This is a genomic window from Streptomyces tatrensis (assembly GCF_049310065.1).
Taxonomy (GTDB): domain Bacteria; phylum Actinomycetota; class Actinomycetes; order Streptomycetales; family Streptomycetaceae; genus Streptomyces.
The window spans coordinates 1,002,946-1,024,522 of the sequence record NZ_JBMDLB010000011.1; the positions used below are offsets into that span (position 1 = coordinate 1,002,946).

General features: G+C 73.3%; 25 protein-coding genes. 12 read left to right on the forward strand and 13 right to left on the reverse strand.

Annotation, left to right across the window (positions count from 1 at the left end; all coding sequences use genetic code 11):
• Window positions 1-17 precede the first annotated feature (17 nt).
• Both ACODT5_RS20085 and ACODT5_RS20090 read left to right on the forward strand, forming a co-directional pair.
• A complete protein-coding gene (locus ACODT5_RS20085) occupies window positions 18-461 on the forward strand; it encodes a hypothetical protein (protein ID WP_422520693.1) in 444 nt (147 codons plus the stop codon).
• A 154-nt stretch (window positions 462-615) separates the two neighbouring features.
• A complete protein-coding gene (locus ACODT5_RS20090; protein ID WP_422520694.1) occupies window positions 616-2,100 on the forward strand; it encodes a condensation domain-containing protein in 1,485 nt (494 codons plus the stop codon).
• A gap of 27 nt (window positions 2,101-2,127) precedes the next feature.
• Here ACODT5_RS20090 and ACODT5_RS20095 read toward each other — a convergent pair whose 3' ends face one another.
• Window positions 2,128-3,357, reverse strand: coding sequence for an RNA polymerase sigma factor (locus ACODT5_RS20095; RefSeq protein ID WP_422520695.1), 1,230 nt, complete (start codon window positions 3,355-3,357; stop codon window positions 2,128-2,130).
• A 66-nt stretch (window positions 3,358-3,423) separates the two neighbouring features.
• Window positions 3,424-3,783 (reverse strand): YciI family protein, encoded by a 360-nt coding sequence (locus ACODT5_RS20100; protein WP_422520696.1) that lies wholly within the window; start codon window positions 3,781-3,783, stop codon window positions 3,424-3,426.
• Window positions 3,784-3,987: 204 nt separating this feature from the next.
• Here ACODT5_RS20100 and ACODT5_RS20105 point away from each other — a divergent pair, with 204 nt between their 5' ends.
• Window positions 3,988-4,362, forward strand: a complete 375-nt coding sequence (locus ACODT5_RS20105; protein ID WP_422520697.1) for a DoxX family protein — start codon at window positions 3,988-3,990, stop codon at window positions 4,360-4,362.
• An 83-nt stretch (window positions 4,363-4,445) separates the two neighbouring features.
• Here ACODT5_RS20105 and ACODT5_RS20110 read toward each other — a convergent pair whose 3' ends face one another.
• The gene (locus ACODT5_RS20110; protein WP_214951747.1) at window positions 4,446-4,715 is read right to left on the reverse strand and encodes a hypothetical protein; all 270 of its coding nucleotides are present in this window, start codon (window positions 4,713-4,715) and stop codon (window positions 4,446-4,448) included.
• 94 nt (window positions 4,716-4,809) lie between these two features.
• On the opposite strand from ACODT5_RS20110, the gene ACODT5_RS20115 reads away from it, so the two are divergent.
• Window positions 4,810-5,148, forward strand: a complete 339-nt coding sequence (locus ACODT5_RS20115; protein ID WP_422520698.1) for a thioredoxin family protein — start codon at window positions 4,810-4,812, stop codon at window positions 5,146-5,148.
• Between the two features lie 240 nt (window positions 5,149-5,388).
• Here the strand turns inward: ACODT5_RS20115 and ACODT5_RS20120 are convergent, their stop codons facing one another.
• On the reverse strand, window positions 5,389-7,128 hold the full coding sequence (locus ACODT5_RS20120; RefSeq protein WP_422520699.1) for a cation:proton antiporter: 1,740 nt from the start codon (window positions 7,126-7,128) through the stop codon (window positions 5,389-5,391).
• Window positions 7,129-7,247: 119 nt separating this feature from the next.
• On the reverse strand, window positions 7,248-8,282 hold the full coding sequence (locus ACODT5_RS20125) for a BtrH N-terminal domain-containing protein (protein WP_422520700.1): 1,035 nt from the start codon (window positions 8,280-8,282) through the stop codon (window positions 7,248-7,250).
• A 112-nt stretch (window positions 8,283-8,394) separates the two neighbouring features.
• Here ACODT5_RS20125 and ACODT5_RS20130 point away from each other — a divergent pair, with 112 nt between their 5' ends.
• Window positions 8,395-8,748, forward strand: coding sequence for a DUF1304 domain-containing protein (locus tag ACODT5_RS20130; protein WP_422520701.1), 354 nt, complete (start codon window positions 8,395-8,397; stop codon window positions 8,746-8,748).
• On the forward strand, window positions 8,745-9,356 hold the full coding sequence (locus ACODT5_RS20135) for a TetR family transcriptional regulator (RefSeq protein ID WP_422520702.1): 612 nt from the start codon (window positions 8,745-8,747) through the stop codon (window positions 9,354-9,356). Before ACODT5_RS20130 ends, ACODT5_RS20135 begins: the two co-directional genes overlap by 4 nt.
• 40 nt (window positions 9,357-9,396) lie before the next feature.
• Here the strand turns inward: ACODT5_RS20135 and ACODT5_RS20140 are convergent, their stop codons facing one another.
• The 3 genes from ACODT5_RS20140 to ACODT5_RS20150 all read right to left on the reverse strand — a co-directional run bounded on the left by ACODT5_RS20140 (window position 9,397) and on the right by ACODT5_RS20150 (window position 10,739).
• The gene (locus ACODT5_RS20140; RefSeq protein ID WP_422520703.1) at window positions 9,397-9,921 is read right to left on the reverse strand and encodes a hypothetical protein; all 525 of its coding nucleotides are present in this window, start codon (window positions 9,919-9,921) and stop codon (window positions 9,397-9,399) included.
• Window positions 9,918-10,439, reverse strand: coding sequence for an AAA family ATPase (locus ACODT5_RS20145; protein ID WP_422524975.1), 522 nt, complete (start codon window positions 10,437-10,439; stop codon window positions 9,918-9,920). Before ACODT5_RS20145 ends, ACODT5_RS20140 begins: the two co-directional genes overlap by 4 nt.
• A 96-nt stretch (window positions 10,440-10,535) precedes the next feature.
• Window positions 10,536-10,739: a cold-shock protein gene (locus ACODT5_RS20150; RefSeq protein ID WP_422520704.1), complete on the reverse strand. Its 204-nt coding sequence runs from the start codon at window positions 10,737-10,739 to the stop codon at window positions 10,536-10,538.
• A gap of 223 nt (window positions 10,740-10,962) precedes the next feature.
• Here ACODT5_RS20150 and ACODT5_RS20155 point away from each other — a divergent pair, with 223 nt between their 5' ends.
• Window positions 10,963-12,012 (forward strand): 2-oxoglutarate and iron-dependent oxygenase domain-containing protein, encoded by a 1,050-nt coding sequence (locus tag ACODT5_RS20155; RefSeq protein WP_422520705.1) that lies wholly within the window; start codon window positions 10,963-10,965, stop codon window positions 12,010-12,012.
• On the opposite strand, the gene ACODT5_RS20160 is transcribed toward ACODT5_RS20155, so the two are convergent.
• Window positions 11,930-12,298 carry an HGxxPAAW family protein gene (locus ACODT5_RS20160; RefSeq protein ID WP_422520706.1) on the reverse strand — a complete coding sequence of 123 codons (369 nt, stop codon included), beginning with the start codon at window positions 12,296-12,298 and terminating at the stop codon, window positions 11,930-11,932. The two genes, ACODT5_RS20155 and ACODT5_RS20160, sit on opposite strands and share 83 nt — an antisense overlap.
• A 123-nt stretch (window positions 12,299-12,421) precedes the next feature.
• On the opposite strand from ACODT5_RS20160, the gene ACODT5_RS20165 reads away from it, so the two are divergent.
• Together ACODT5_RS20165 and ACODT5_RS20170 are read left to right on the forward strand one after the other, a co-directional pair.
• Window positions 12,422-12,916: a MarR family transcriptional regulator gene (locus tag ACODT5_RS20165; protein WP_422520707.1), complete on the forward strand. Its 495-nt coding sequence runs from the start codon at window positions 12,422-12,424 to the stop codon at window positions 12,914-12,916.
• A gap of 108 nt (window positions 12,917-13,024) precedes the next feature.
• A complete protein-coding gene (locus ACODT5_RS20170) occupies window positions 13,025-14,527 on the forward strand; it encodes a DEAD/DEAH box helicase (protein WP_422520708.1) in 1,503 nt (500 codons plus the stop codon).
• A 90-nt stretch (window positions 14,528-14,617) separates the two neighbouring features.
• Here ACODT5_RS20170 and ACODT5_RS20175 read toward each other — a convergent pair whose 3' ends face one another.
• Window positions 14,618-15,145: a hypothetical protein gene (locus tag ACODT5_RS20175; protein ID WP_422520709.1), complete on the reverse strand. Its 528-nt coding sequence runs from the start codon at window positions 15,143-15,145 to the stop codon at window positions 14,618-14,620.
• Window positions 15,146-15,351: 206 nt separating this feature from the next.
• Between ACODT5_RS20175 and ACODT5_RS20180 the strand changes: the two genes are divergently transcribed.
• Window positions 15,352-16,341 (forward strand): hypothetical protein, encoded by a 990-nt coding sequence (locus ACODT5_RS20180; RefSeq protein ID WP_422520710.1) that lies wholly within the window; start codon window positions 15,352-15,354, stop codon window positions 16,339-16,341.
• A 26-nt stretch (window positions 16,342-16,367) separates the two neighbouring features.
• Here the strand turns inward: ACODT5_RS20180 and ACODT5_RS20185 are convergent, their stop codons facing one another.
• Entirely contained in the window at window positions 16,368-16,904 is a 537-nt protein-coding gene (locus tag ACODT5_RS20185; RefSeq protein WP_422520711.1) for an SRPBCC family protein, read from the reverse strand.
• A gap of 54 nt (window positions 16,905-16,958) precedes the next feature.
• Window positions 16,959-18,044 carry an NUDIX domain-containing protein gene (locus ACODT5_RS20190; RefSeq protein WP_422520712.1) on the reverse strand — a complete coding sequence of 362 codons (1,086 nt, stop codon included), beginning with the start codon at window positions 18,042-18,044 and terminating at the stop codon, window positions 16,959-16,961.
• Window positions 18,045-18,331: 287 nt separating this feature from the next.
• On the opposite strand from ACODT5_RS20190, the gene ACODT5_RS20195 reads away from it, so the two are divergent.
• Window positions 18,332-20,095: a VanW family protein gene (locus ACODT5_RS20195; protein WP_422520713.1), complete on the forward strand. Its 1,764-nt coding sequence runs from the start codon at window positions 18,332-18,334 to the stop codon at window positions 20,093-20,095.
• Here ACODT5_RS20195 and ACODT5_RS20200 read toward each other — a convergent pair.
• Entirely contained in the window at window positions 20,062-20,664 is a 603-nt protein-coding gene (locus ACODT5_RS20200; RefSeq protein WP_422520714.1) for a hypothetical protein, read from the reverse strand. The two genes, ACODT5_RS20195 and ACODT5_RS20200, sit on opposite strands and share 34 nt — an antisense overlap.
• A gap of 242 nt (window positions 20,665-20,906) precedes the next feature.
• Here ACODT5_RS20200 and ACODT5_RS20205 point away from each other — a divergent pair, with 242 nt between their 5' ends.
• Window positions 20,907-21,572, forward strand: a complete 666-nt coding sequence (locus ACODT5_RS20205) for an NAD(P)-dependent oxidoreductase (RefSeq protein WP_422520715.1) — start codon at window positions 20,907-20,909, stop codon at window positions 21,570-21,572.
• Window positions 21,573-21,577 lie beyond the last annotated feature (5 nt).

Sequence of the window (21,577 nt, forward strand, 5' to 3'; positions counted from 1 at the left end):
GAGAGAAGGGTTTTGTGATGGCGGTAGAGCCGTGGGTGACCTGTCTGGTCAACGGCATTCTGTACAACGCGATGTTCCACAGCGACGGTTCGGCGCTCGACGACGATCTGGTGCGGCGCTACGCCTTCGCCCTGCGGGAGAGCCCCATCAGCAGCGAACCGCTGCGCCGGCAGGCGGCGGGCCTGCGTGCGGCGGTCGCCTCCGACGAGGTGCTCGCCTCGACGTTCGAGCCGTATCCGGGGTGGCGCCATTACGACGAGGCCGAGTTCCGCGCGTTCCTGACCCGCCTCGCAGATGCCGTGGACGAGAACGAAGAGCGCACCGGCCCGGACGAAGCCGATCGCCCCGGTGCCTCCGGTCTCCCCGATGCGCCCGCTCTCCCGTATCCGCCCGGCCTCCCCGACGAGCAGGAAGCCCCGCGCCCGAGGGGGCTGCGCGCGCTCCTGCGCCGCCTGCGGTGAAGCGGGCGGGGACCGGCCGCCGGAGCCGGGCGCCGGGCTCGTGCGACCGGTCCGCGCGGTGCGCCCCCCGGCGAAACCCCTGGCGCGCGTCACTTCCGTGGCCCGGGTGTCGTTAGGCGCTCGGGGTTGACTCGGGGGTCGAAGGGATGACGGAATGCGGCAGTTTCCTCTGGAGATGCACCACATGGCACCCGGCCGGGTCGTCGAGTGGCGGTTGCGGTCCACGGCCGGGGTGCAGTCCCCGGGCCCGGACGGCGTGGCGGACAGGAGGGCCTCCTTCAACCAGGACAAGCACTTCACCGTCGCCGAGGAGAGCCGCGCGGCCGACGACCCGACCGCGTCGTGGATCGCCGTCACCTTCGAGGTCGCGGGCCCGCTGGACGAGGACGCGCTGACCGGCTCGCTGCTGGCGTTCGTACGCCGCCACGAAGTACTGCGCTCCGAATTCCGGCGCCTGGCAGGGGAGTTGGCGTGCGCTCCGATCCCCGCCGCCGAGCTGGCCCTGGACACCGTCCAGGTGGCCGACTTCGACCGCACCGAGGAACTGACCGGCTTCCTGGTGGAGCGGTTCAAGCGGAGCATCGACACGCTGTCCTGGCCGCTGTTCACCATGGGCGCCGTACTGCGCGGGGATTCGGCGACCGTCTACCTGGCCTTCGACCACATCGTCTGCGACGGCATGTCGATGCCGATCGTGGTCCAGGAGGTCGAGAACGGCTACGAGGCCCTGCGTCGCGGCGAGTTGCCCGACCAGGCGCCCGCGCCGAGCTATCTCGACTTCGCCGAGGAGCAGCGCGCCCGCTATCTGTCCATCGACGCGGACGACGAAAGGCTCGGCTACTGGAAGGAGTTCATGGCGAGTGGCGGCGGCGAGTTCTTCCCGCGCTTCCCGCTCGAACTGGGTGTGGAGCCCGGCCGGATGTACTCCATCGTGAACGAGGCCTCCCCGCTGCTGGACGCCGCCGAGGCGGAGGTCTTCGAGAAGGCGTGCCTGGCGGTGGACGGCAAGCCGTTCATGGGCGTGCTCGCCGCCGTCGCGGTCTGTCTGCGCGAGGCGGGCGGGCCGGGGGTCTACCGGGGGTTCATGCCGGTGAGCGAGCGCGGCCGGGCCGGGTGGGGCAACTCGGTGGGCTGGTTCGTCAACACCATGCCCATCGAGTTCGACGCCTCGCCGGGCCGGGACTTCGAGCAGGTCATGTCCTCGGTACGGGCCGGGTTCAACGAGATGATCGACCACATCGACGTACCGTTCGTGCGGGCCTGGGAGCTGCTCGCTCCCCGCGAGTTCGCCGCCCGCTCCTGGCCGTATCCGGTGAACTTCTTCTCGTACATCGACATGCGCAAGTGCCCGGGCGCCGAGCGGCACGAGGACTGGCGGCCCACCTCCCACGTGTGGTCGGCCCAGGCCAACGGCGCCTGCTCCTGGTTCCAGCGGGACGCGGACGGGCTGCACATGAACTCGATCTACTCGGACACCCCCGCCGCCCGCCGCACCATGGACGGTTTCCTTCAGGCCCTGCGCGCGACCGTCCGGGAGATCGCCCGCCACGGCTCGCTGCGCCGCCCCATCGCACTGACCCCGCCGCGCCGGCCCGCGCGGACCCCGCTCGACGTGGCGGCGTTCGCCCGCCGCGGCTGATCCGGGTCCCGCCTCCCGCTACGGGGCTCAGAGGCGGGCCGCGCGGGCGCGCAGCAGGGTCTGCTCCCGGGCGTTGCGCGTGAGCGAGGCGGCGCGTTCGAACTCCGCCCGGGCCTCCATCGGGCGGCCGAGCCGCTCCAGCAGGTCACCCCGTACGCTCGGCAGCAAATGGTAGGAGCGCAGGGCCGGTTCCGCCGCCAGTGCGTCGACCAGGGGGAGCGCCGCCGCGGGGCCCTCGGCCATCGAGACGGCGACGGCCCGGTTGAGCTCGATCACCGGTGACGGGATCAGCAGGACGAGCCGTCCGTAGAGGGCGGCGATCGTGGGCCAGTCGGTGTCCTCGTAGCCGACGGCGGCGGCGTGACAGCCGGCGATGGCGGCCTGGAGGGAGTAGGGGCCGCTGCCCGCCCGGTGCAGGGCTTCGACGCCGCGACGGATCAGCAGGCGGTTCCACTTGGACCGGTTCTGGTCGGCGAGCAGCACCGGCTCCCCGTCCGGTCCGGTGCGGGTGGCGATCCGCGAGGCCTGGAACTCCAGCAGCGCCGCCAGGCCGTGCACCTCGGGCTCCTTGGGCATCAGGCCGGCCAGGACCCGGGCCAGGCGCAGGGCGTCCTCGCACAGGGCGGGCCGGACGAGGTCGTCGCCGGCCGTGGCCGAGTAGCCCTCGTTGAAGACGAGGTAGATGACCTCCAGGACGGAGGCGAGGCGCTCTTCGCGGTCGGCTCCGTACGGGACCTCGAAGGGCACCCCCGCCTTGGCGAGCGCCCGCTTCGCCCGGACGATCCGCTGGGCGACCGTCGGTTCGGGGCAGAGGAAGGCGCGGGCGATCTCCTGGGTCGTCAGGCCGCCCATCAGCCGCAGGGTCAGTGCGATGCGGGCATCGGTGGCGAGGACCGGGTGGCAGGCGGTGAAGATCAGCCGCAGCAGGTCGTCGTCGATGGACTCGGGGTCCGCGAGGGCGCCCTCCTCCTCCGGCGGCGGGACGTCCTCCAGGGTGCGGCCCACCTCGGCGAGCTTGCGCGCGTAGGTCTCCTTGCGGCGGACGAGGTCGATGGCCCGGTGCTTGGCGGTGGCCATCAGCCAGGCCCCCGGCTTGTCGGGCACTCCGGAGGCGGGCCACTGTTCCAGCGCCGCGACCAGCGCGTCCTGGGTGATCTCCTCGGCGATGCCGACGTCGCGCACGATCCGGGCGACGCCCGCGATGATCCGCGCGGACTCGATCCTGAACACCGCTTCGACCGCTCGGGTCGTACTCACTGCCGTCACGGCTACCCATCAGAGCAGCCGTGACGAGGCAGGGCAAACGGCGCGCGGTGCCGGCCGTCAGCTTCCGTCGAGCTGACGGAGCTCGGCGCCGACCGTCCAGTTCTCGGGGTGGATCTCCAGGAAGCGCTTGGTCCACTCCAGCGCTTCGTCCCTGTCCTTGCACTGCATGAGCGCGTACCCGCCGACGACCTCCTTGGTCTCGGTGAAGGGCCCGTCGGTGTAGCTGAGCTTCCCGCCGGACCAGGTGACCCTGGTGCCCTCGGAGGTGGGGAGCAGGCCGGCGGTGTCGAGCATGACCCCGGCCTTGGTGATCTCCTCCATCAGCGCGCCCATACGGTCGTTGAAGTCGGCCGGGAAGGGGGTGTCGGGGGTGAGGTTCTGCTCGTCGATGCGGATCATCGAAAGGAAGCGCGGCATGGTGACTCCTCGGTGGTGGAGGACGGGGGCCTTCCCCGCCTCTCACCCCTGCGTCGAACGGGAGACGCCGGGATCGACAGCTTCCCGGAAAAATCTTCGGAGATTTTGGGGACGCGCGCGGCGAAGGGGATTCCGGTGACCGCCCCACCCGGAGCTACCGGCGAGTAGGATCGCCGGGCCCAGGCCCCTCCGAGAGGATCCCCGATGCCGCGCACACCCTCCTCACCGCTCCTCCTCGCCGGTCTCCTGGCGGGTGCGGCGGTGGCGCACGCCGTGGCCCCCAAGCAGTTCGACGCGATCGTGCCGCGCTCGCTGCCCGGCACCCCGCGCCAATGGACGTACGCGAGCGGCGTCGCGGAGCTCGCGCTCGCGGCCGGGGTCGCGCACCCGCGCACCCGCCGGGTCGCGGCGCTGGCGACGGCGGCGTTCTTCGTCGGCGTGTTCCCCGCGAACGTGAAGATGGCGGCCGACGCCCGGCGCCGCTCCCCCGCCGTGCGGGCCGTGGCCCTGGGCCGGCTACCGCTCCAGGTCCCGCTGGTGCTGTGGGCCAGCAAGGTCAGCCGGAACGCGGCGCACTGAGGCCGCCGGGCGGGGCGAGGCGGGGCAGCCCGGCACCCGGCCGGGACCGCCACCCCAGCGCCCTGCGCCCCTCCGCCCCGGAGTCAGCGGCTGTCGCCCGTCCAGTCCCAGTGGCCCGGATCGGCGGCGCGACGGCGGTAGTGGGCCCGGCCGCCGGGCCCGTAACGCCCTATCTCCGTGGGGAGCCGGGCCTCTTCGGCGAGCTGCGGACCGCTCCAGCCCGTGATGTCGAGCAGCAGTCCGTCGAGGGGACCGCCCACGAGCTCTCCGTAGGCGTGCCCCGGGAGCGGACCCGGGTCGGGGTCGTCGTGGTCGGCGCCGTAGACCCGGCGCCGGAGCATCCTGTCGTCCATACCGGTCAGCTTCACAGACAGCACTGACAACGGCTCCCAGCAGCGATGATGGGAGCCGTTCGGATCGCACGGCACACGAAGCGGAGCACCATCCATGGCACGTCGGGTACACCAGCCACTGGAGGACCAGGAGTTCGACTTCATCCTCGGCATGACGGACGGGCCGGTGCTCGCCTACTTCTGCGGGAGCTGGCCGAAGGCCCTGGAGCCCTGCCGCGCGATGGACACGGTCGTCGCCGCACTGGCGCAGGAGTACGGGACCCGGCTGACGGCGGTGCGCGTGGACATCACCCGCTGCCCCGCCCAGACCAAGCGCTACGAGGTGACGGGGGCCCCGACGGCCGTGCTCCTCACGGGCGGCCAGCCGGTGGCCACCCAGGCCGGTCCGATGACGGCCGAGGAGTTCCGGGTGTTCCTCGACGCCCACCTCTGAGCCGTCCGCCGCTCTCCCGGGTCACCCTCTTCGACGGCCGCCCTGCTCGGCGTCGACCACCCCGTCCACAACACGCAGCGCCGGGCGTGTTCACTCAGGACGAGGACGGCTTCGGCGCGGTGCTGCCGGGCCGCGAGTTCGGCGGCGGCAGCCCGCTGCTGCGGGAGGTCGTACGCGCCTGCCCGGTATCGGCGGTCAGGGTCGAGGAGGCCCGAGGGCAACGGGCGCGGGCCCGCCGGTTCAGTGCCGGGTGGCCGCGCCCAGGCGCTGGAACAGGGCCTCGTCCAGGTCCAGCCCCTGCTGGGCCTGGTTGATGGCCTGCGAGCTGTAGATCCCGGTCGAGCGGGCGGCCAGTACGGCCTCCCGCGAGGCCGCGATCACGCCGAGCCGCAGGTCCACGTACTGTTCGCGCGCTCCGTCGAACGCGGGGACCTTCCCGTCCGCGTCCTTGCGGTCCAGCCGAGCGTCCTCGCGGACCTTGGCGAGGAACTCGGGCGCGTACGGGCTGCCGTCGCCCTGGACGAGGCCCGGCTCCTCCAGCGCGGCCCGGCCCGCGGCGGCGACCTCGTCGAGCAGCCTCCGGCACTCCTCCTGGAAGCGGACCGGGTCGTCGCCGGAGATCTTCATCTTCCGGATGACGGCGGGCAGGGTCAGGCCCTGCAGCAGCAGGGTGGTGGTGGCGACCACGAAGGCGATGAGCAGCAACTGGGGGCGGTACGGAGTGTCCTCGGGCAGGGTCTGGGCCGCGGCGACGGTGATCGCCCCGCGCATCCCGGCCCAGGCCAGGGCCACGCCGCTGCGCCAGCCGAGGCTCTCGTTGACCTTGAAGTCGACGTCGGCGGAGGCCCGGGTGACGCGCTCCTTCATCTGCTCCCTGCGGCGGGGCGTCAGCTCCCTGCGGGGCCGCAGCGGGTTGGCCTGCTGCTCGGACTCCGGGGCGCCGAGCCGGTCCATCAGCCAGTCGAGCCGGGGCTTCTTCTCGGCGGCCCGCTGCGCGTCCTTGCGCAGTGAGGCGATGAGCGGGGCGACGAACACCATGCGCGCCACGATCACCAGGGCGGAGGCCGCGAGGCCGATGAGCAGGGCGCGCCAGGCGCTGAGCCCGTCCGCGGCGACCTGGTCGAGGAGGCCCTTCAGACCGAGCCCCATCAGGAGGAAGATCGCGCTCTCGAGCAGGAAGGCGAGGGTGCGCCAGTTCATGGCCTCGGCCAGCCGGTCCTGGGCGCTGAGGAAGCGCGGGGCCTGATGGCCGGTGACCAGGCCCGCGACGACCACCGCGAGGACTCCGGAGGCGTGGAACTCCTCGGCCGGCAGGAAGGCGACGAAGGGGACGACGAAGGAGATCGCCGTGTTCAGCAGGCTGTCCTTGAGCAGTGCCCGGACCCGGACGTTGACGAGGCCCACGACGAGGCCGACGGCGGTGGCCAGGGCGACGGAGAAGAGGAAGTTCCCGGCGACCCCGGCCAGGGAGACGGCTCCGGCCATGGCGGCGATGGCGGAGCGCAGCAGCACCAGGGCGGAGGCGTCGTTGACGAGTCCCTCGCCCTCCAGCATGGTCAGCAGCCTCGACGGGAGGCCGAGCTGTTTGCCCATGGAGGTCGCGGCGACCGCGTCGGTGGGGCTGACCACGGTGCCGAGGGCGAAGGCGGCGGGCCAGCCGAGGCCGGGCATGAGCCAGTGGAAGAGCCAGCCCGCGCCGAGGGTGGTGACGGCCACGAGCAGGACCGCGAGACCGCTGATGGCCTTGATGTTGCGGCGGAAGTCCGACGCGGGCATGTTCACGGCCGTCGAATAGAGCAGGGGTGGCAGCACGCCCGCGAGGACCCACTCCGGCTCGATGGCGAGGGCCGGCACGCCCGGTACGAAGCTGAGGGCGATGCCGACGACCACCAGGCTCAGTGGGGCGGCGAGGCCGAGCCGCTTCGAGAAGGCGGCGACGGCAACGATGCTGCTGACGCCGACGATCGAGACGAGGGTCATTTCCATGCGCGGTACAGGGCCTTAGGGGTGCTCGGGGACGATTTGTCCACCGTACGCCCAGGGGTTTTACCGCGTCAAAAATTGAGCGACTCAACTTTTGACGCGGCTCCCTGCCGCCCTCACTCGGCGGACGCCGCCTGCGGCAGCAGTGCGACCGCCTGCCGCTCCAGCGCCAGGGCGCCGTCCACCAGCTCGGCGCAGGCGTCGAAGAACTCCCGGCGTCCCGCGGCGTCCGCCCCGGCATCCGCCGTACGGGCCAGCTCCGCGAGCCGCGACCACTGCCGCCCGGAGTCGCGGAAGAGCCCGGCCGCGTCCGCGTGCCCGGCGAGGTCGAGGAACTCCGCGTACAGCGGCCGGGTGGCGCCCGGGGCGGTCCACTCCTCCTCCAGGCAGGAGTGCAGCCGCTGCGTGCCCAGCGCGAAGGCCTCGGACGTGGCGAAGCGGCGCTCCCAGCCGGTCTTGGTGCTGGTGTCGCGCAGCTGAGCGGCGAACTTCTCCATGCCGGAGAAGCCGAAGTTGACGTCGAAGTGGTTGCCGAGCACCGGCCCGGTGAGGCGGGAGACCGTGGCGGCGATCGCCGCGTCCAGGTCGGGTTCACCGGCGGGCTTCCCGGTGGTCACCACCATCTGGTGACGGCCCTTCTTGTGCCCGGACCAGGCCGCACCGAACTCCTCCCGGCCGATCGCGTACGCGCTCCCGGCGCCGTCCAGGCCGGTCGCCGGGTCGTCGACGTAGTAGGTGTCCCCGTCGTAACCGACCACGGTCACCACGTACGGATCGGCAGCGGCGAGCTCCGCCATCGGGGCGGGGCCGTGCCAGGGCAGTGCGGACCGGTCGACGGTGCAGAACACCGGGGCCCCGGCGTCGAGCGCGGCCTCGACCCGGTGCCAGCGGGGCTTGGCGCTGCGCGTGGCCTCGTAGGGGATGCGCAGGCGGCCGAGGGCGACCTGGACCCAGGGGTCGGGATGGGCCTGGGCGACGATCGTCGGCATCGGCGGCCGGCCGGCGTACTCGAACACGAAGTACATGAAGCCGATACCGCCCGCCAGGCCCGCGACCAGGGCCTCTTCGTGCACGCTGCCGAGCGCGTGCCGGATCAGCGTGGCCTCGCGGTGGCTTCCGGGGGCGAAGTCTTCATATACGTGCGCAGTCATGCGGTCAGCGTAGCCGCGCCGCGGACCGCCGGCTGCGAGCGGACTTCCTGTACAGTTGTCCAGGAAGTCGGAGAGGCCGCTCTCCGCTCGCCCAGCCCCCAGGGAGGTGGCCGTGCACACGGTCGCAACGATCCTCATCGGCCTCGTCGCCGCACTGCACGCGTACTTCCTGGTCCTGGAGATGTTCCTGTGGCAGCGGCCGCCCGGCCGGGCCCTGTCCGGCTTCGACGCCGACACGGCCCGGCTGACCGCCCCGCTCGCCGCCAACCAGGGCCTCTACAACGGGTTCCTCGCCGCCGGCCTGGTCTGGTCCCTCGTCATCGACTCGCTCGCCACGCAGATCTTCTTCCTCCTCTGCGTGATCGTCGCCGGGGTGTACGGGGCCGCGACCGCCAACCGCCGCATCCTCTTCGCCCAGGCCCTGCCCGGCGCCCTCGCCCTGGGCGCGGCGCTGCTCGCCCGATGACCTCCGGCGAGCAGGGCCCCGCGGATGCCGGTGCCGCCCCCCGCACCGACCCCCGCACCGCCCGCACCAGGGCCCGGCTGCGCGAGAGCCTCCTCGCCGAGTGCGCGGACCGGCCGCTCGCCGAGGTCAGCGTCTCGGCCGTGGTCCGCAGGGCGGGCGTCGGCCGGGCCACGTTCTACCTGCACTACGAGGACCTCACCGCGCTCGCGGTGGACGCGTGCGCCGACGTCGTGCACGCCGCGGTCGACGCACTGCACGCCTGGCAGACGGACCCGTCAGCACCTCCCCCGGCCCGGCCCCCGGCCGCGCTGGCCGCGTTCCTGGGCGACGCGGCCGACCGGGCCCCGCTCTACCGCACCCTGCTCCTGCCCGGCGGTGGCGGCCCGCTCGGCGAACGCCTGTACCGGGAGCTGCGCGAGCGCAGCCGGGCCGAGCGCGCCGCGGTGGGCGCCCCGCGCCCCGAACTGGTCGCTTCGTCCGTGGCGGCCACCTTCACCGCCGTGCTGGCGGACTGGCTGCACGGCGATCTCCCCGCCGACCTGGCGGACCCGGCCGGGCTGGCGGACCGGATCTGGCTGCTCCTCGTAGCCCTGCACCGGGCGGGGTGATCCCCGCAGGTCGGCCGACAGGGACGTGCGGAAGCACGGTTCAACAGGAGATCGCGGATCCGTCCAGCGCGGATTCCACGGTCACGACGAACCGCCCCGGCCCGTCGGCCCCCACGTGGAGAGAGGCCGGCGCGCCGGCCACCTCCTTCTGGAAGCACATGCCGAAGCCGCTCCGGAACCCGTCCGGGGCTTCCGCCCGGGTACCGTCCGCCTTCCACCCCTCTTCGGTCGCGATGTCCCAGTAGTGGGCGGCGAACGGCCCGGTGTCCGTGGCGTACGTGTAGGCGTTGTACGTGGACACCCAGGGATCGCCGCTGTCGTCCATGCACTCGACACCGGTCCGCTCCGCCACGGGCGTGGTCCCGGCCGCGACGGCGGGCACCGCTGCCGAGACCTGCGCCATGCGCGCGACGGCCCCGCTCTCCTCGCACGAGCCCTCCGCCCCGTAGAAGAGCTGGTACGCCGACCCCGCGAGCCAGGCGAGAACGGCCGCGGAGCCGATGACGGCGGCCAGGCCCCACAACCGCGCGCGCCACGGAGAACGCGCCGTGATCGAAGGGTTCATCCGGCCACGCCCAGCCCGGTCTCGGCCATGACCCGGGTGACGGTGTCCTCCAGCGAGTGCTCCGCCTCGATGACGCTCTCCCAGTCGCCGGGCAGCAGGTCGAGGGGCCGGTACCACTCGCGCATCTCCGCCTCGCCGTACTCCCCCGCCTGCGGCTTTCCCGCGTGCCGTCGCAGGGTCTCCTCGAAGGGCACGTCGAGGTAGTAGAAGTGCGTGGGCCCGCGGTGGGCCCGGCGCAGGGCGTCGAGCATGGGGCCGTAGCGGTCCGCGTAGAGGATTCCCTCGACGATCACGTGGAAGCCGTGGTCCAGCGCGTAGCGCGCCACGCTGCCGATGAGTCCGATGTTCGCCGCACCGGGGGTGTCCCGCTCGCGCAGGACGACGCGGCGCAAATTGTCCTGGCCCACGAGCGCGAGGCCCCGCCCGTGGCGGTCGCGGATCCCCTCCGCCACGGAGGACTTGCCCGCGGCGGAGTTGCCGCGCAGCACGATCAGCCGGGTGTCCGGCGTGCCGGTCATCATCCGGCCCACGCTACCCGTCGGCCCCGGACGTGCGTGAGCCCCGCCGGAAGATCCGGCGGGGCCCACCTCACGGGCCGGGCTCGTGAAGCGGCGCTAGAGAGCGATCACCTGCTCCGCCTGGGGGCCCTTGGGCCCCTGCGTGACGTCGTACTCGACCTTCTGCCCCTCGTCCAGCGCCTTGAAGCCGCTGGACTGGATGGCGGAGAAGTGCACGAACACGTCGGGACCGCCGTCGTCCTGCTGGATGAAGCCGAACCCCTTCTCCGCGTTGAACCACTTCACGATGCCAGTTGCCATCTGTACTGATCCTTCACAACGTTCCACCGGCCGCACACGCGGCCGGACCCGATCCTGCCCATTGATCGGCTCGAGCACACGCCAAGCGCGGCCAACCGGGGTGCTTCCGGATATTCGAACTTTTCTCCGTCCCATCCGTGAATCGGGGTAGCAGGCCTTCGCACGGGCCCTTGGAAGGGCTCTCGGCGGAGCGCTCCGAAGGACTCTTCGAGAGGGGACGGCCATGGGCGAGCTCGCGACGTTCCGGGTACCGGCTCGGATCACGGGAACGACGGCGGACACCATGCTCGGCGGGGCGATGGTCCGTGCGTGGCAGCGCGACGGAATCTTCCAAGTGGCCGTCGATGGACGGCAGGAGGCGCGTACGCGGGCCGCGCTGGCGGCGAGTCGGCGCTTCTTCGCCCGGCCCGCGGCGGAGAAGGCCTCGTACGTCAACGACACCTCGTACAGCGGGTACATCGCCTCGGGCGAGGAGGTGACGGACGGCCGGCCGGACGCCTCGGAGATCTTCACGATCACCCCCGACATCCCTTCGTCGGCGGCTGCCGGCCTGCCGTGCCACGGTCCGGTCCCCTGGCCCTCTCCCGGCTACCGCGCTGCCATGGAGGCCTACTTGGCGGGCGTCGGCGGGCTCGGCGAGCGGCTGCTGCGGCTCGTGGCCCTCGGGCTCGGCCTCGGGCCGGCCGGCATCGACCGGCTCGCGGGACTGACCCGCGGCGGCTGGCACCACATGCGGGTGCTGCGCTTCCCCGCCGCGGAGCGGACCGCCGAGCGCGGGATCGGCGCCCACACCGACTACGGGCTCCTCGTGATCGCCGCCCAGGACGAGGTGGGCGGGCTCTTCGTACGGCCTCCGGTGCCCGGCGAGGAGCGCCCGCGCAACTGGCTGCCGGGCGAGAGCACGGCGGGCTTCGCCGAGGACCGGCCGGGCTGGACCCCGGTACGGCCCGTGGCGCGGGTCTTGACGGTGTTCCCCGGGGACATCCTCCAGTTCACGACCGGCGGCGCACTGCTGTCCACCCCGCACCGGGTGCGGCTCGCGGACCGGGAGCGGTACGCCCTCGCCTACTTCCACGAGCCGCGCTTCGGCGCCCGGATCCGCCCCCTCGACCCGGCGCGGGTGCAGCAGGGCGGGTACGGCGGGGCGCAGGCCGCGGTGATCCACTACGGGGAGCACTTCACCCGGATGTTCATGCGCTGCTATCCGCAGCGGGCAACGACACGGCGGATCGAGGCCGAGGGGCTGCTGCGGCACCTCGCCGCGGTCCGCTGACCCGGCAGCCGAGGCAGTCGGCGTGGCCGGTGTGCGCGGCGGTGTCGCGGACCCGCCAGTCCCATTGGCTCTCCGGGCGGGGACCGCTCGGCTTGCCCCAGCCTGCGAGGTGCAGGACCCAGGTGGTGATCCCCGCCGCGACGACGACCCCCAGGCCGATCCAGATGCCGGGGGTCCAGGAGGCGCACAGGGCCGCGCCCGCGGCCGTGCTTCCCACCAGGGCGATCGCGGTGCCGGTCCAGCCCGCCACGGTGTGGCCGAGGTCCACGTGGCCGTGAGCGCTCATCGTTCTCCCCTGCTTCGTAGGTTCAGTGGGTTCGGTGGATTCAGTAGGCTCGAAAGGCGTTCTCTTACGGGGAAAGCCATTTATCTCACGAGCTAAGTAACTTAGATGCTAAGGAGTAACCGCGTGCAGGGCAAGCCCCGCCCCGCGGCCACGGTCCAGGAGGCGCTGTCGCGCATGGACCGGTACGTCGCTCTCGGCATCGTCGGCCAGCAGGAGGTGGCGCAGCTCCTGGGGCTGAACGTCACCGACCTGACCTGCCTCGGCCACATCCTGGGCGCCGGACAGGACCCGCTCGGCGCGGGCGACCTCGCCGAGCTCACCAACCTCACCACCGGCGCGGTGACCGGGGTGCTCAACCGGCTGGAGCGCGCCGGGTACGCGAGCCGGCAGCCCGATCCCGCGGACCGGCGCCGGGTACGGGTGGTCGCGGAGCCGGCCGCCGCCGCGCGGATCTTCGCCGTCTACGAGCCCTTCTACGCCCGGCTCGGCGCGGTGTTCGCCGAATACACCCCGGACGAGATCGCCGTCATCGCCGACTGGTTCGGGCGGGCGACGGCCGAGGTCACCGCCCATCTGGACCGGGTGCGGGCCGGTGAACTGGGGCCGGTGGCCCCGTGACCCCGATGGTAAAATTTGCCTTTTGGCGACGTTCGCGTCGCACTCCCGATCATCTTGCCCAAACATTTGCCCCACCATTTTTGACACGCGTCTCACGGAAGGTTCTGCATGAAGAACCCGTCACCTCATGGGCGCTTCGGCATCAAGCCCGGAGCGAAGGCAGGCCCGAAGGGCGGTGCGAAGGGCGGCGGGAAGACCCCCCGGACCCTCGGCCCCCAGGGCGAGTACTCGATGCCGCGGACGACCACGCCGGCGCTGCCGCCGGTGGAGTCCTTCTCGGAGCTCGGCCTGCCCCCTGAGCTGGTGACGACGATGGCCGACCAGGGGGTGGCGGAGCCGTTCCCGATCCAGGCGGCGACCCTCCCCAACTCGCTGGCGGGCCGCGACATCCTCGGCCGCGGGCGGACCGGCTCGGGCAAGACGCTGGCCTTCGGCCTGGCCCTGCTGGCCCGTACGGCCGGTCAGCAGGCCGATCCGAAGCGGCCGCTCGCGCTGGTCCTCGTACCGACCCGCGAGCTGGCGCAGCAGGTGACCGAGGCCCTGGCCCCGTACGCGCAGGCCCTGAAGCTGCGCATGGTCACGGTCGTCGGCGGACTGTCGATCGGCAAGCAGACGGGCACGCTGCGCACCGGCGCCGAGATCGTGGTGGCCACCCCGGGGCGGCTCAGCGACCTCATCGGCCGGCGCGACGTGCACCTGGAGCGCGTGAAGACTGTGGTCCTCGACGAGGCCGACCAGATGTGCGACATGGGCTTCATGCCGCAGGTCACCGAGATCCTCGACCAGTGCCACCACGCCGGCCAGCGGATGCTGTTCTCGGCCACCCTGGACCGCAACGTGGACCAGCTGGTCCAGCGGTACCTGAAGGACCCGGTCGGCCACTCCGTGGACCCGCAGTCGGCCTCGGTGTCCACGATGGACCACCACGTGCTGCACATCCACGCGGCGGACAAGGTCTCGGCCGCGACCGAGATCGCGGCGCGCGAGGGCCGGGTGCTGATGTTCCTGGACACCAAGCACGGCGTCGACCAGTTCGTGAAGCACCTGCGGGCGATGGGCGTGCGCGCGGAGGGACTGCACAGCGGGAAGTCGCAGCCGCAGCGCACCCGGACGCTCGGGCAGTTCAAGGACGGCCTGCTGAACGTCCTGGTCGCCACCAACGTCGCCGCGCGCGGCATCCACATCGAGGACCTCGACCTCGTGGTCAACGTGGACCCGCCGGCCGACAGCAAGGACTACCTGCACCGGGGCGGCCGCACCGCGCGGGCCGGCGAGTCCGGCAAGGTCGTCACCCTGGTCACCCCGAACCAGCGGCGCGACATCGTCCGGCTGATGGCCGACGCCAAGATCCGGCCGACCATCACCCAGGTCCGCTCCGGCGAGGCCGCGCTGAGCCGGATCACCGGCGCGAAGGCCCCCTCCGGCGTTCCGCTGGCCGGCGCCGCCGCCACCGACGCCAAGGGCCGCCCCTCGGGCTCGGACCTCGGCTTCCGCGGGATCGGCACCCGGCCCGGGCGGCCCGGCAAGGGCAAGGAGTCCCGCAAGACCATCGAGGCCCGGCAGGCCGCCGAGGCCCGTGCGGCGGCGCGGGTGCGCCGCGGCACGAAGTAGGCCGTAGGACGACGGGCACGCAGCAGTACGAGGGAGAGCCGGGACCGCGGGTGCGGTGCCGGCCCTCCGTCGCATCCCGGGGTCACGCGCTCAGGCGGCCCGCCGCAGCAGCCGCTGCGCCGCCGCGTTGCGGACCCGGCGGGTGCGGGCGCCCGCGGCGAGCAGGCGCAGGGCCCCGTCGTCGTGCAGGGACTGGGCCGCCGTGCGCTGACACCAGTCGGAGGCGGCGAGGAGTTCCGCCGCGGACCAGGGCTCGCCCCGCGTGACGGCCTTCAGCAGGGTCCACTCGCGCAGCCGGCGGGCAGCGAAGGTGCGGCCTGCGAGGGCGGCTCCGACGGCCTGCGCCCAGGCCGGAAAGGCCTCGTCGGCCAGCAGCCCGGCCGCCCGCCGGTCGAGGTGCGTGACCACCGCGCTCTCGGCCATCACCAGGTCCGGGTCTCGCAGGACGGCGGCCACGGCCTCGGCTTCCGCGGGCTGACCGGACACGGCTGCCAGGGACTCCAAGTGCCGGGCGTAGCGCCAGTGCTCGGACGGCGCGTTCACCGCCACCGTGCCCCTCGTCCCCTCGGTCCGGCGCTCCGCGCCGCCTTGGCGTATCTGGTACTCGCTTCTCCCCATGCCGACATTCCACACGACACCGGTGAACGCCACGTTGTCAGGGTGTCATCAAGCCGCCGGACGATCTGCCGCAGGGAGCGGCCCGCACCGCCGAGACCCACATCCGCGCAGGTCACAGGAGCATTACGTGATCACGGCGCGTCTTGTGTCACGTGCGCGGCGACCTGTGGGATGGCCCGAACCAAGGACGAGGGCGGGGGCCGAACATGTCGGATCCGGTGGACTACATCACGCGACTACGGGCGGAGGCCCAGGACCCGAACCGCGAGGAGGCCTTCCTCGCTGACCGGCGCCGGCTGCGCCGGCGGCGGGTGTCCGTCGGAGCCGGCGCCGCCCTCGCGCTGGCCGGCCTCGTCACCTGGCTGGTGACCAACACGGGGGCGCGGCCCGCCGACGAGCCCTACGCCGAGGGCGCGCTCGACGAGGAGCTGTGGCCCGACGCCTGGCCGGTGACGACCAACCTGCCGCTGCGCGGCTCGCCGGCCCGCTCCTGGGCGACCGGCGCGGAGGAGCTCCCGCTGCCCACTGCCGCGGCGGTCGGTTCCCTGTCCCCGCAGCAGGTCGAGGAAGGGCTGCGGCGGGCACGGGAGTTCGTGGTCGCCGCCAACCTGGATCAGGAGGTGCTGGGGGGCGGGCAGCCCACCGCGGCCCTGGAGCTGCTCGATCCGCAGCAGCCCGCACGCGCCCGGCTGTTGGAGCACCTGCGCTCCCCCGGCCTCCCGGACCGCGATCCCACCGAGATGTTCACGCGCTTCGACCCCTCCGAGCTCACCGTCGCCGACCGGGGCGTCCGCGTGCGCGGCCGGATGTCCTTCGCGGCGGGCAGCGTCCCCGGACAGCTGCGGATCCGCGCCGACTACACCTTCGTCTACGCCCTGCGGCGCGCGGAACCGCTCCGGGAGCCGGGGCCGACGCTCGAATCGGAGGAAGTGGCACGGGTCGTCGTCCGCAGACAACTGGTCCTGCTCTACGCCCCGGACGGGGCCCCCGGGGTGACGGCCGGGAAGCTGGTCGCGGCCGACTACCGCCGGCAGCTCGGCAATCACGACTGCGGCACGGTCGACGGCTTCGTCCACCCCTACTTCTCGAAGGAGGCGAAGACCGCCGACCGGCCGTGGCCGGTGGTCGACCCGTACGACGAGAGCACGCAGATCCCCGCCGGCCCGCAGCGGTGCATCGTCCCCTCACGCACCTGACCGGATCCGGCGGGACCGCCTCCCGCTCAGGCCCGGGGGTCGTGGCTCTCGTAGCCTCCGGCGCCCTGGTCGTTCGTGTGCCCCTGCTCCGGGAGCGGGGCGCCGGTCTCCAGGAGGGTCTTGAGGCTGGACGCGAGCATCGGCCAGGCGCGCCCGCACATGCCGATGAGGGTGCCGCCCGGTTCGAAGCCCTCGTGGAGGATGGTGAGCCGGGCGAGCGTGTCACCGACCGGCTCGATCTCGTACGTCACCTTCGTGCGCCGCTCGCGGGCCAGCTCGGCGCGCAGTTCCTCCCCGATGCCCACGGAGGCGGCCCACTGCGGGGTGAAGGTGTGCCAGGTGTAGGAGAGCAGCCGCTCCGGTAGGCATTCCAGCACCACCTGCTCCGGATCGCTCGTCCGCGCCCCGCGCTCCACCCAGTCCATCGTCGAGCCCACCCGCCAGTCGGTCTCGAAGTCGAGTCCCCAGTAGCGGCGGGTGAACGCGGGCTCGGTCAGGGCCTGCCACACCCGCGCGGGGTCGGCCTGGACGTACACGGTGTAGGTGATCGCAGTCTCGCTCATCCCCTCATGCTGCGGGACCGGGGCCCGCGGACCGGGGATTGAGCCGCTCTGCGCTCACCAGTGGCAGCCCTCCGCGGGAAGTTCCGTCGGCGGGGTGCGGGGCGGCGACGGGAGGGACAGGTGGGCGCGGGCGCCGTGCGCGGCGGCGAGTTCCTCGTGGCCCGCCGGACCCCAGTCGCTGAGTTCGCGGACCTGGTCGGGGGTGGCCAGCAGCCGGGCGTACGCCGGGTCCGGGCCCGGGGGCAGCGCGGTGAGCCGGGCCGCGGTGCGCGGGTGGGCGCCCTGGTCGGCGTACCGGTACCCGAGCGGGAGGGCGGCCGCGGTGCGGCCCGCCGTCGGGGGCGGGAGGTGGACGGCGCCGGTGGCGCGGGCGACGAGCAGCAGGACGCGCCCGTCGGGGGCGAAGAGCCAGCCGGCCGGGTCCCGTGGCGTCAGGTGCGCGGGGACGGCGCCCGGGTGCCAGGTGCCGTGCAGCGGGACGCGGCGGCTGCGCAGGACGCCGAGCCGGTCGAGCGCGGTGGGGGCGGTGGGGCGGCCGTCCTCCAGCAGGGCGGCGCCGCCTCCGTTGATCCGGGCCCGCAGCGCGGACAGGGCGCGGCGGGCGTCCCCCGCGTCCATCAGGGCGGGCAGCTCGGCCGGCTCGGCGAAGTGGATGCCGGTGATCTCCTGTGCGGGGAGGCGGACGGAGTCGATGCGGTCCCGGGTCCAGGTGCCGCCGTCGAAGACGTGCAGGATCTCGCCGGGGAAGCCCATCCCGGGCGGCATGCCGGGCGCGTCGGCCGGGATCCAGTCGACGGCGAGGCCGCGCGGGTAGCGGCCTTCGACGCCGAGCTCCTCGTACATCTCGCGGGCGGCCGCGGCGGCCGGTGCCTCGCCGGCGTCGACCGCGCCGCCGGGCAGCAGCCGGTCGGGGCGGTAGTCGACGCTCTGGACGAGGACGCGCCCGTCGGCATCGGTGACGAGCACGACCGCGCCGGTCCAGAGCGTGGCGCGGGAGGCCCCGTACTCCTCCGGGGTCATCCACGTGCCCGGACGCGCGGCCGGGGCGGTGGTCTCGGAGTGGGCGTGCGACCGGGCTTCGGGTGCGGCCCGGGATCCGCCCGTGTCCTGCGTCACGTCCTCGTCGGTCAGCTGCGGCATCGGACTCCATTCACCGTAGGGGCCTCGCGGGGGCGTCGTCCGGCCCCGTCGCGCGGGCGTCGCAGGGGCATCGTGCGGGCCTGGTGGGGGCGTTGCGCACGGGCGGACCCGCGGGCTGTGCAACAGCGCGGACGGCCCCCGGGTTACGGAGATCCACACATTCCCCTTTGCCACCCCTATACCTCCTTATTACCTGGTTACACGGATCTTGCTACGTTCCCCGGGCGGACTGGCGGCATGAAAACCGCCGGTCCGACCACGTCACCGGAGCGAGGAGAGAACCAGACATGCGACGCGCACCCCGTACGGGCACCCCGGCGGCCACCGGCAAACGGTGGACCGTCCCGGGCGTGGCCGGCGTGGCCGGCGTGGCCGGCGGCGTCGCGGTCCTCGGCTTCGGTGGGCTGTACGCCGCGGGCCTGCTGCTGGCGGGCGACGACATGGCCTCCGGCACGAAGGTGCGCGGCATCGACATAGGCGGGATGAGCCGTGCCGAGGCCCGGCAGACCCTGAACCGTGCGCTCGGCCCGTCCGCCGCGGCCCCGCTGGCACTGCGGATAGGAGAGCGGACCGAGCAGGCGCAGCCGGCGACGCTCGGTCTGTCCCTGGACACCGGCGCCACCGTCGACCGGGCGGCCCGCTCCGGTTCCGACCCCGTCAGCGTGATCGGCCGGCTGTTCTCCTCCGGTGATCCCGACGTGGAGCCCGTGGTCCGGCTCGACGAGAAGGCGGCCCGCGCCGCTCTGGACGGACTCGCCGCGAAGACCCGGCAGGAGGCCCGGGAGGGCTCGGTCTCCTTCGAGAAGGGCAAGGCCAAGGCGGTGGCCCCGGTCACCGGCACCGACCTCGACGTCGACGGCTCCCTCGGCGTCCTGCGCTCCTCGTACGCCCGTACCCCGGAGGCGAAGACCGCCGGGCCCGTCGTGCTCCCCGTCCGGAGCACGGAGCCCCGCATAGGGAAGTCGGAGACGGATCGGGCGCTGAAGGAGTTCGCCCAGCCGGCGGTGTCCGCGCCGGTCACGCTGACCGTGGAGGGCAAGCGCATACCCGTCGGCCCGGCCGTCCTCGCCAAGCACCTCACCCTCAAGGACGACGGCAAGGGCCGCCTCGCGCCCGCCCTCGACGCCAAGGCGCTGCTCGCCGACCCGCAGCTGGCCGGTCCGCTGCGCCTGGCCACGCCCGGACCCGTGGAGGCGAAGCTGCGTACCGACTCCGCCGGCGCTGTCTCCGTCGCCGAGGAGGGCCGGGCCGGACGCCGGGTCGCCGAGGAGGGCCTGTCCGCCGTCGTGCTGCCGTTGCTGACCCGGGCGGGCGCGGCGGAGCGCACGGGCGAGGTCGCCACGGAGGAGGTCCGGCCGAAGCTGACCGCGAACACCGTCGGGCAGCTGGGCATCAAGGAGGAGGTGTCCTCCTTCACCGTCGACTTCGAGAAGGCCCCGTACCGTACGACGAACATCGGGCGGGCCGCGGAGCTGATCAACGGTTCGCTCGTGCTGCCCGACGAGACCTGGAGCTTCAACCGGCGCGTCGGCGAGCGCACCAAGGAGAACGGCTTCGTCGACGGCCTGATCATCAACAACGGCCAGTACGAGAAGGCCGCGGGCGGCGGTGTTTCCGCGGTGGCCACCACCGTCTTCAACGCGATGTTCTTCTCGGGGGTCAAGCCCGTCGAGTACGGGGCGCATTCCTTCTACATCGAGCGCTACCCGGAGGGCCGCGAGGCCACCGTGGCCTGGGGCAGCCTGGACCTGCGCTTCGCCAACGACTCCGGCAAGGCCCTCTACATCCAGGCCGAGGCGACCGACACCTCGATCACCATCACCTTCCTGGGAACGAAGCGGTACGACGAGATCCGCGCGGCCAAGGGTCCGCGGACGAACGTCAAGCCGCCCGCCACCCGTACGGACACCGGCCCGAAGTGCGAACCGCAGTCCCCTCTGGAGGGCTTCGACGTCGCCGTCGACCGGGTGTTCGTGAAGGGCGGCGAAGAGGTCAAGCGGGAGACGATGAAGACCCGTTACACGCCGAGGGACAGCGTGACCTGCGGCTGAGTCCTCCTGCCGGGAAGTCCGGACCACCCGTGCGGGTGAGCGGGTGCGGGTGAGCGGGCGTTCGTCGGGCAGGGTGGGCGGATGGAGTCGCGCCGGGGACCGAGGGTGCCCCTGATCATCGTCGCGCTGGCCGTGGCGGCCGGGTGTGTGACCGGATGTGTGACCGTGGCACCGGCCTCCGGGCCGGGGGCCGTTCCCGGGGCCGGAGCACCGCCCGCGCCGACCGGGGTACGGACGGGCCTGCCGGGGCCGGCGGCCGAGGCGTTGCCGCTGGGGACGCTGCCGGAGGTCGTGCAGGATCCGGATCCGGTGCCGGAGGAACCTCCGAGCGCCTTGCCCGGGGCCGCCGTTGCTCCGCGGCCGGCCGCGCCCCCGGCGCCGGCCGCCCGGGCGCGCAGCCGGGTGAAGCCCGCCGCGCCGCGGCACCGGTCGGAGCGGCCGCGGCGTACCGCTGCGAAGAAGCCCGCGGCTCCCGCCGCGAAGCCCCGCGGCCCCCGGCCCGCGCCGAACCGTACGTACGACATGGCGCCGCTGTGCGCGGCGGCCCGGGGGAGGGTGGACCCGGCCATCGTGGCGCTGTGCCGCTGAGCGCCCCGGTGCCGCGCCGTACCGCTGAGCGCCCTGGTGCGCGCCGTGCCGTTGAGCGCCCTGTTGCGCGCGCCGTGCCGTTGACCGCCCTGTAGCGCGCCGTGCCGCCGACCTCGCCGTCACCGACCGCGTGGCGCTGCCGGGTCCGGGAGGCGGGATTCGCTTGGATGGGCCCGGCGGACCCCGACCGGGGCCCCTCCAGCCTCCACCTCCAGGAGTGGCCATGGCGAAGATCGCCCTGTTCGGCGCGACCGGCACCGTCGGATCCCGGGTGCTGCACGAAGCACTCGGTCGCGGGCACGAGGTCACGGCCGTCGTGCGCGACCCCGCGCACTTCGCCGAGTCCGAAGCCAGCTCCGCGGACGTCGCCGTCGTCCGCGGCAACGTCCTCGACCCGGCGTCCGTGACCCAGGCCGCGGCCGGCCAGGACGTGGTGGTCAGCGCGTACGGTCCCGGCTCCGGGGATCCCGGCACGCTCGTCGGCGCGGCGAAGGCGCTGATCGGCGGTGTGCAGGCCCTCGGTGCGGACGGGCCCCGGCCGCGCGTGGTCACCGTCGGCGGCGCGGGCTCCCTGCGCACTCCCGGCGGACCGATGGTCTGGGACCAGGCCGGGATTCCGGCGCCGATCGTCGCCGTCATGCACGCCCACGGGGACGCCCTCGACTTCCTGCGGACCGTTCCGGTGGAGGAGGTCCACTGGACCAACCTCAGCCCCGCCGCCACGATCGAGCCGGGCACCCGGACGGGCGCGTACCGACTGGGGCTCGACGACCTGGTCGTGGACGACGACGGAAACAGTCTGATCTCCACGGAGGACTTCGCCGTCGCGCTGCTGGACGAGATCGAGCGCGACGCGCACGCGGGCAGGCGCTTCACCGTCGGGTACTGAGATGG